The sequence below is a fragment of the Streptomyces durbertensis genome, assembly GCF_014156695.1.
In the GTDB taxonomy this organism is placed as follows: domain Bacteria; phylum Actinomycetota; class Actinomycetes; order Streptomycetales; family Streptomycetaceae; genus Streptomyces; species Streptomyces durbertensis.
Window position 1 is genome coordinate 1 of the sequence record NZ_WMLF01000271.1, and the last position, 7,268, is coordinate 7,268.

Consider the following 7,268-nt stretch of genomic DNA (forward strand, 5'->3'; position numbering starts at 1 on the left):
GTGGCGGACTGCGCGTAAGGGTTGTGCGGCTGCGGCTGCGGCTGCGGCTGCGGCTGGGCGTGCTGCGGCTGGGCCTGGTGTTGCGGCTGGCCGGCCTGCTGGGGCCCGACGTAAGGGTTGGGCTGCTCCCCCGGTATGGACATGGGCCCAACCTACCCGCGCACGGTCCGGCGGATCCCGCCGGTCGGTAACAGCCTGTCCACAACAATCCAGGTCAGGGCAAGCGCGGTCGGGCAGGACCGCTAGGCGGACCGCTCGCCGTGGCAAGCAGAGCGCCCCGGAGGCGGGGCCTCCGGGGCGTCGCAACAGTGCTGTGGCGAACAACACGCATTGTGTCGGACTCCCGTCAGGACGGGAGTCCGGTCCGTGGGCTCACGCGCCGTCGAGTAGAGGGCTCGGACGGTGTCGCGCGTGGCGCCGTGGTGCGGGCCGTCGGTCACGGCGATGAGAGGGGGCCGTGGACCGCGCGGCGTCGGGGCGCACCGGCCCCGGGGATCACTTCTGGAGCGAGGCGACCTTGCGGGCGAGGGCCGACTTCTTGTTGGCCGCGTTGTTCTTGTGCAGAACACCCTTGCTGGTGGCCTTGTCGAGCTTGCGGGAGGCGGTGCGGGCGGCGGCGGTGGCCTTCTCGGCGTCACCGGCGGCGACGGCCTCGCGGACGCGACGGATCGCGGTCTTCAGCTCGGACTTGACCGCCTTGTTGCGCTGGCGGGCCTTCTCGTTGGTCTTGATCCGCTTGATCTGGGACTTGATGTTCGCCACGAAAGAAGCCTTCTGGAGGTTCGGGAATGCTGTCTCGTGTCCGGTCACCTCCGTCGTGCCGGCGGAGTTCACCGCCGTGTCGACGTTCACCGCCGTGTCGACGGTAGGGGTGCCCATGGGACGCAGTCGCCCAGCGTAGCAGCAGGGGGCGGGGCCCTCCCAATCAGCTCTGGAGGTGCCACTCATGGGAGCATAGGGCTGACAGCAGCGACCCGAAGCCATGACCCCGACAGGACCACGCGTGCCCGCGACCCCATCGAACGTGCCCGAGCCGAGCCGCACCGACCCGGCGCTGATTCGCAACTTCTGCATCATCGCGCACATCGACCACGGCAAGTCGACTCTTGCCGACCGGATGCTCCAGTTGACCGGTGTCGTCGAGCAGCGGCAGATGCGCGCCCAGTACCTCGACCGCATGGACATCGAGCGTGAACGCGGCATCACGATCAAGTCCCAGGCGGTGCGGATGCCGTGGGCCCCCTCCGGCGGCGAGAGCGCCACGCACATCCTGAACATGATCGACACGCCGGGGCACGTCGACTTCACCTACGAGGTGTCCCGTTCGCTCGCCGCCTGCGAGGGGTGCATCCTCCTGGTGGACGCGGCGCAGGGCATCGAGGCGCAGACCCTCGCCAACCTCTACCTGGCGATGGAGAACGACCTCACGATCATCCCGGTGCTCAACAAGATCGATCTGCCGGCCGCGCAGCCGGAGAAGTTCGCCGCCGAGCTGGCGCACCTGATCGGCTGCGACCCGGGGGACGTGCTCAAGGTCTCGGCTAAGACGGGTGAGGGTGTCGAGGCGCTGCTGGACGAGGTGGTGCGCCTGGTGCCGCCGCCGGAGGGCGTCAAGGACGCGCCGGCGCGCGCGATGATCTTCGACTCGGTCTACGACGCCTACCGCGGTGTGGTCACCTACGTGAAGGTCGTCGACGGCACGCTGGGCCGGCGCGAGCGCATCAAGATGATGTCGACGGGCGCCACCCACGAGCTGCTGGAGATCGGGGCCAGCTCGCCGGAGATGACGCCGGCCGACGGTCTGTCCGTCGGCGAGGTCGGCTATCTGATCACCGGCGTGAAGGACGTGCGCCAGTCGAAGGTGGGTGACACGATCACCCAGCAGCACAAGGGGGCGACGGAGGCGCTGGCCGGGTACAAGGACCCGAAGCCGATGGTGTTCTCCGGGCTGTACCCGCTGGACGGTTCGGACTACCCGGAGCTGCGGGACGCGCTCGACAAGCTCCAGCTGAACGACGCCGCGCTGGTCTACGAGCCGGAGACGTCGGCGGCGCTGGGCTTCGGTTTCCGCGTCGGCTTCCTCGGCCTGCTGCACCTGGAGGTGATCCGGGAGCGCCTGGAGCGCGAGTTCAACCTGGACCTCATCGCGACCGCGCCCAACGTGGTCTACCGGGTGGTCATGGAGGACGGTGTCGAGCACATCGTCACCAATCCGAGCGAGTTTCCGACCGGCAAGATCGCGGAAGTGCACGAGCCGGTGGTGCGTGCGACGGTGCTCGCGCCGAGCGAGTTCATCGGCGCGATCATGGAGCTGTGCCAGAACCGCCGGGGCACCCTCCAGGGCATGGACTACCTCTCCGAGGACCGGGTCGAGCTGCGCTACACGCTGCCGCTCGCGGAGATCGTCTTCGACTTCTTCGACGCCTTGAAGTCCAAGACGCGCGGTTACGCCTCGCTGGACTACGAGCCGACCGGTGAGCAGTCGGCCGCGCTGGTGAAGGTCGACATCCTGCTGCACGGCGACAAGGTCGACGCGTTCTCGGCGATCGTGCACAAGGACAAGGCGTACGCGTACGGCGTGCGAATGGCCTCCAAGTTGCGGGAGTTGATCCCGCGTCAGCAGTTCGAGGTGCCGATCCAGGCGGCCATCGGCTCCCGTGTCATCGCCCGCGAGACGGTGCGCGCGATCCGCAAGGACGTGCTCGCGAAGTGCTACGGCGGTGACATCTCCCGTAAGCGGAAGCTGCTGGAGAAGCAGAAGGAGGGCAAGAAGCGCATGAAGGTCGTGGGCCGGGTGGAGGTCCCGCAGGAGGCGTTCATCGCCGCGCTCTCGACCGACGACAGCTCCGGCGAGGCGAAGGGCAAGAAGTAGCCCGGCGCCGGGCACCGACACCGACACGACGGCCGCGCGAACCCGTGCGGCCGTCGTGTCGTCTCCCGCTCCGACCGGCCCCGCTCCCGCTCCGACCGGCGCCGCCTTCCCGCCGCCGACGTGCCGGGATGCCTACTCTGAGTAGGGTAAAGAGATCAGAAAATGCCTCGTCCTCAGCCTCTTACATACCGGGCTCGGGGCCCTTACTCTGATCAGCCACCCGAGTTACTCGTGAGTCACCCCCCAGCAACGTAGCGGGCCCCGGAGGATGTCGTGAGCGACACTCAGTCCAACATCAACAACCGACCGCCTTCCGTGGCGGCGCTCTTCCTGGAGAGGATCGAGGCCACCCCGGACGGTGAGGCCTACCGTTACCCCGTGCCGGCGGCGGGCGGCGACGGGCCCGACGAGTGGCGGTCCTACACCTGGGCGGAGGCGGCCGAGCGGGTGTTCGCGGTGGCCGCGGGGCTGACGGACCTGGGTGTCGCAGCCGAGGAGCGGGTGGCGATCGCGTCGAACACCCGGGTCGACTGGATCCTCTGCGACCTCGGCGTGCTGTGCGCGGGAGCCGCGACCACCACGATCTACCCGAGCACCAACGCCGAGGAGACCGCCTACATCCTCGCCGACTCCCAGAGCCGGGTGCTGTTCGCGGAGGACGCCGAGCAGCTCGCCAAGGTGCGTGAGCGGCGTGCGGAGCTGCCGGACCTGCGCCATGTCGTGGTGATCGACCCGAACGGTGAGGCGGACGGGGGCGCGGACGAGCCCGAGGGCTTTGTCCTCACCCTCGACGAGCTGATCGAGCGCGGCAAGGCGTACCTGGAGAAGCACCCGGACGCGGTGCGGGACACCGTCAACTCGCTGCGCGCGGACCAGCTGGCGACGCTGATCTACACCTCGGGCACCACCGGCCGCCCCAAGGGCGTGCGGCTGCGGCACGACGCGTGGTCCTACATGGCCAAGGCGATCGCCGCGACCGGGCTGGCCCGCCCGGACGACATGCAGTACCTGTGGCTGCCGCTCGCGCACGTCTTCGGCAAGGTACTGCTCTCCGGCCAGATCGAGGTCGGCCACGTGACGGCGGTGGACGGCCGGATCGACAAGATCATCGAGAACCTGCCGGTGGTGCAGCCGACGTACATGGCCGCGGTGCCGCGCATCTTCGAGAAGGTCTACAACGGGGTCGCGAACAAGGCCAAGGCGGCCGGCGGCGCCAAGTACAAGATCTTCAAGTGGGCGGCCGACGTCGCCCGGGAGTACGGCCGGGTCACCCAGGAGAACCAGCGCCGCACCGGTACCGCCTCCGCCCCCGCCGGGCTGCGGATGAAGCACGCGGTCGCCGACAAGCTCGTCTACGGCAAGCTGCGGGCGGCCTTCGGCGGCCGGCTCCGGGCCTGCGTCTCCGGTTCGGCGGCGCTCGCGCCGGACATCGGCTACTTCTTCTCAGGCGCCGGCATCCACATCCTGGAGGGCTACGGCCTCACCGAGACCAGCGCGGCGAGCTTCGTCAACCCCGGTGAGGCGTACCGGACGGGCACGGTCGGCAAGCCGGTGCCCGGGTGCGAGGTGCGGATCGCGGAGGACGGCGAGGTGCTGCTGCGCAGCCCGGGTGTCATGGAGGGCTACCACAACCTGCCCGACAAGACGGCCGAGGTGCTGGAGTCGGACGGCTGGCTCCACACCGGCGACATCGGCGAGCTGTCCGACGACGGCTACCTGCGGATCACCGACCGCAAGAAGGACATGTTCAAGACCTCGGGCGGCAAGTACGTGGCGCCGGCCGAGATCGAGGGCCGGTTCAAGGCGATCTGCCCCTACGTCTCCACGATCCTCGTGCACGGCGCGGACCGGAACTTCTGCTCGGCCCTGATCGCGCTCGACGAGGTCTCGATCATGGGGTGGGCGGAGGATCACGGCCTGTCCGGGAAGAGCTACTCCGAGGTGCTGGCCTCCGAGGAGGTCAGGAAGCTGGTCGAGGGCTATGTGGAGGAGCTGAACAGCGGCCTCCAGAGGTGGCAGACGATCAAGCAGTTCCGGATTCTGCCGCGCGACCTGGACGTGGAGCACGGCGAGCTGACGCCGAGCCTGAAGCTCAAGCGCCCGGTGGTGGAGCGCGAGTTCGGGCACCTGCTGGAGGAGATCTACGCCGGCAGCCGCGAGAACTGACGCGCGGGCCGCGGACCGGTACGCCGGTCCGCGGCCCTCAGTCCACCAGGTCGCGGACGAGCGCGTCCGCGAGCAGTCGCCCGCGCAGGGTGAGGGCCGCGCGGCCGGCCGCGTGCGCGTCGGCGTCCAGCAGTCCGTCGGCCACGGCCCGCCGGGCGGCCTCGGCGCCGGCCGGCCGCAGTAGGCCGAGCGGGCAGCCTTCGGCGAGCCGCAGCTCGAGCAGCACCCGCTCCACGCGCCGGTCCTCGTCCCGCAGCACCTCGCGTCCGGCGCCGGGGCTGTGGCCCCGGGCGAGGGCGGACGCGTAGGCGGCGGGGTGCTTGACGTTCCACCAGCGGACGCCGCCGACGTGGCTGTGCGCGCCGGGTCCGGCCCCCCACCAGTCGGCGCCCGTCCAGTACAGCAGGTTGTGCCGGCAGCGGGCCGCCTCGGAGGTGGCCCAGTTCGACACCTCGTACCAGTCGAACCCGGCCGAGGCCAGCAGTTCCTCGGCGATCAGGTAGCGGTCGGCGTGCACGTCGTCGTCGGTGGCCGGCACCTCGCCCCGGCGGATGCGGTGGGCGAGCCGGGTGCCCTCCTCGATGATCAGCGCGTACGCCGAGACGTGGTCGGGGCCGGCCTCGACGGCGGCGGTCAGGGAGGCCCGCCAGTCCTCGTCGCTCTCGCCGGGTGTGCCGTAGATCAGGTCCAGGTTGACGTGCTCGAAGCCGGCGGTGCGGGCCTCGGCGACACACGCCTCGGGGCGCCCGGGCGTGTGCGTGCGGTCCAGGACCCGCAGGACGTGCTGCCGGGCGCTCTGCATGCCGAAGGAGACCCGGTTGAAGCCGGCGGCGCGCAGCTCGGCCAGATAGCGGGGGTCGACGGACTCGGGGTTCGCCTCGGTGGTGATCTCGGCGTCGTCGGCCAGGGAGAACTCGGAGCGGACGGCGTCCAGCATCCGCCCGAGGTCGGCGGCGGGCAGCAGGGTGGGGGTGCCGCCGCCGACGAAGACGCTCTCGACTGGGCGGGGGTCGTCGCCCAGCACCTTGCGGGCCAGCCGGATCTCCTGGACCAGGGTGTCGGCGTAGTTCTCACGGGAGGCGAGGACTCCGCCGGTGCCGCGCAGCTCGCTCGCGGTGTAGGTGTTGAAGTCGCAGTACCCGCAGCGGGTGGCGCAGTAGGGGACGTGCAGGTAGAAGGCGAGCGGGCGGTCCGCCGCGCCGGAGAGCGCGTCGGGCGGGAGCGACCCGTCGTCGGGCACGGGTTCGCCCTCGGGCAGTGCGGATGGCATGCGTCCATTGTCCGGCATCCGCCCGCCCCCTGTGCCGCCGCCGTCCGTCCCCTCGCGTTCGGCCCTGGCGGTCGGCGGGTCGGCCCCTCACGGACGGGGGCCGGACGGGATCACGGCGCGCCGGGGCCGACCGTGACGTGGTCGATCAGTCGTTCCACCGCGCCCAGCAGCTCAGGGCGCAGGTCCCGGTAGCTGGAGACCGCGCCGAGCACCCGCCGCCAGGCGGCGCCGGTGCTCTGCTCCCAGCCGAGCGCCCGGCACACGCCGGTCTTCCAGTCCTGGCCGCGGGGCACGGTGGGCCAGGCGGGGATGCCGAGTGCGGCGGGCTTGACGGCCTCCCACACGTCGACGAACGGGTGGCCGACGACCAGCACGTCCTCCCCGCCGACCTGGGCGGCGATCCGGGACTCCTTGGAACCGGGGACGAGGTGGTCCACGAGCACCCCGAGCCGGGCGTCGGGCGTGGGCCCGAACTCGCGGACGATCGCCGGCAGGTCGTCGACGCCCTCCAGGTACTCCACGACCACACCCTCGACGCGCAGGTCGTCGCCCCAGACCTTCTCCACGAGTTCGGCGTCGTGGCGGCCCTCGACGTAGATCCGTCCGGCGCGCGCCACGCGGGCGCGCGCCCCGGGCACGGCGAGCGAGCCGGAGGCGGTCAGCCGCCGGCCGCCGGGGGTGGTCCGCTGCCCGGTCGCCGCCGGTCGCTCGGGGCGGGGGCGGACGAGGGTGACGGGCCGCCCTTCGAGCAGGAAGCCGCGGGGGGTCAGCGGGAAGACGCGGTGCTTGCCGAAGCGGTCCTCCAGGGTGACGGTGAACCCCTCGGCGGTCTTCTCGCAGCGCACCACCGCGCCGCAGTAGCCGGTGCCGACTTCCTCGACGACCAGTCCGTGCTCGGCCGGTACCTCGGGGGCCGGGGTGTCGCGCTTCCACGGCGGGGTGAGGTCCGGTCGGTAGGGG

6 protein-coding genes are annotated in these 7,268 nt (G+C 71.1%); 3 read left to right on the plus strand and 3 right to left on the minus strand.

Going from position 1 to position 7,268, the window contains the following annotated elements:
- Positions 1-191, plus strand: a 191-nt coding sequence (locus tag GL263_RS17590; RefSeq protein WP_182856677.1) for a hypothetical protein, incomplete at its 5' end; no start/stop codon positions are given.
- Between the two features lie 304 nt (positions 192-495).
- On the opposite strand, the gene rpsT is transcribed toward GL263_RS17590, so the two are convergent.
- The gene (gene rpsT / locus GL263_RS17595; protein ID WP_143645843.1) at positions 496-762 is read right to left on the minus strand and encodes a 30S ribosomal protein S20; all 267 of its coding nucleotides are present in this window, start codon (positions 760-762) and stop codon (positions 496-498) included.
- A gap of 241 nt (positions 763-1,003) precedes the next feature.
- Here rpsT and lepA point away from each other — a divergent pair, with 241 nt between their 5' ends.
- Positions 1,004-2,872, plus strand: a complete 1,869-nt coding sequence (gene lepA, locus GL263_RS17600) for a translation elongation factor 4 (RefSeq protein ID WP_182856678.1) — start codon at positions 1,004-1,006, stop codon at positions 2,870-2,872.
- Positions 2,873-3,145: 273 nt separating this feature from the next.
- Complete coding sequence (locus GL263_RS17605) at positions 3,146-5,038, plus strand: AMP-dependent synthetase/ligase (protein ID WP_182856679.1); 1,893 nt, start codon at positions 3,146-3,148, stop codon at positions 5,036-5,038.
- Positions 5,039-5,075: 37 nt separating this feature from the next.
- On the opposite strand, the gene hemW is transcribed toward GL263_RS17605, so the two are convergent.
- Complete coding sequence (gene hemW / locus GL263_RS17610) at positions 5,076-6,308, minus strand: radical SAM family heme chaperone HemW (protein WP_182856680.1); 1,233 nt, start codon at positions 6,306-6,308, stop codon at positions 5,076-5,078.
- A 110-nt stretch (positions 6,309-6,418) separates the two neighbouring features.
- Positions 6,419-7,268, minus strand: an 850-nt coding sequence (locus GL263_RS17615) for a DUF3097 domain-containing protein (protein WP_182856681.1), incomplete at its 5' end; no start/stop codon positions are given.